At 74.6% G+C, this 515-nt stretch carries 2 protein-coding genes; one reads left to right on the top strand and one right to left on the bottom strand.

Translation table 11 applies throughout. From position 1 onward, the window contains the following. On the bottom strand, window positions 1–216 hold a 216-nt coding region (locus G3I71_RS46575; RefSeq protein ID WP_369335586.1), incomplete at its 3' end, for a VOC family protein. A gap of 107 nt (window positions 217–323) precedes the next feature. On the opposite strand from G3I71_RS46575, the gene G3I71_RS46570 reads away from it, so the two are divergent. Next, window positions 324–515 (top strand): hypothetical protein (locus G3I71_RS46570; protein ID WP_203733102.1); only part of this gene is annotated, 192 nt, incomplete at its 3' end.

Genomic DNA, 515 nt, shown 5'->3' with positions numbered 1-515 from the left:
CTGCGCCGTGGCGTGCGCGTCGGCGATCGGCCGCGGCGCGACGTCGGCGAACCGCGCGTGGTCCAGCAGCATGACGCAGATCGTGCGGGACACGACCACGCAGACCACGTGCTCGTCGCTGAGCATCTCGTTCACGCTCATGCCGAGGCCGGCGTAGAACGCGCGGGCCGCGGCGAGGTCGCGCACGGGCAGGGTGACGACGATCATGCGGTCCACGGCGGTGCTCCCTGGCAGGTGGGTGGGGCGTCGCCGGTACCGACCGGCGCGCCTCGTCCGGGTCGTCGGGGTGTGCGATGTCGGTGGCGCGGTCTACCGTCTCAGGTGTGACGACGACCACACCTGGCACTCCGCCCGGCGCCGTGACCGGTCCGCTCCCGGGCGCCGCGCCCGACGGTGCCGCGGGTCGGGCCGAGCCCGTCCCGACCGACCTCTCGGCCGACGAGTTCGCGCAGCGGCTCGCGCCGCTGCGGCGCGAGATCCTCGCGCACTGCTACCGCATGACCGGTTCGGTGCAC

It is taken from the genome of Streptomyces sp. SID12501 (assembly GCF_010550245.1).
In the GTDB taxonomy this organism is placed as follows: Bacteria; Actinomycetota; Actinomycetes; order Streptomycetales; family Streptomycetaceae; genus Streptomyces.
The sequence above is the reverse complement of the archived record's forward strand: the minus strand, read 5'-3'. Positions and strand labels throughout refer to the sequence as shown.